Origin of the sequence: Loktanella sp. DJP18, from assembly GCF_049310965.1 — a bacterium.
Taxonomy (GTDB): domain Bacteria; phylum Pseudomonadota; class Alphaproteobacteria; order Rhodobacterales; family Rhodobacteraceae; genus Loktanella.
The window spans coordinates 1-557 of record NZ_JBMERN010000406.1 but is presented as its reverse complement, the minus strand read 5'-3'; the positions used below and the strand labels follow the sequence as shown (position 1 = coordinate 557).

Annotated in this window: 1 pseudogene; it reads right to left on the bottom strand. The window is 58.2% G+C overall.

Annotated elements, in window-relative coordinates:
- Positions 1 to 35 precede the first annotated feature (35 nt).
- Positions 36 to 494, bottom strand: a pseudogene (locus tag ACOI1H_RS26165) (integrase core domain-containing protein); the annotation flags it as partial.
- Positions 495 to 557 lie beyond the last annotated feature (63 nt).

Sequence of the window (557 nt, the reverse complement as noted above, 5' to 3'; positions counted from 1 at the left end):
TTGCAGTGCCCCCATCGGGTGGTCCAGTTTGAATGTTAATGCATGGTCTGTCTTTGGTCTATCGGGACGATGCTCTTGGGCCCTGGCGGCCGGTATCTCAAACCGCTGGGGGGCCTGACCGTGTTGTAGTGACGCCGCCAGCGTTCGATCAGGATCTGGGCCTCGCGCAACGTGGTGAAGACCTCTCCATTCAGCAGCTCGTCCCGGAAACAAGCGTTGAAGCTCTCGCAGTAGCCGTTTTCACCACGGTGAGGTGCGATGAATAAGGTTCTCGCGCCGACTGAACCGATCTAGGCCCGCACTTTTTGGGCGATAAACTGAGCGCCATTGTCCGACCTTATGTATTCCGGCGGGCCGCGTCGCATGAACAGCTCAGTCGAGGCGTCGACCCCTTCCGTTAAATTGAGCCTGCGTTTGACACGGATCACCAGCGCCTCCTTCGTGAACTCATCGACGATATTCAGCGTGCGGAAGTTCCGCCCGTCTTGGGTTCGGTCCGCAGTTGGCCAACCCTCGACCTCGATCTCTATGCTGCCGACAGCATTCTGAGGGCATCT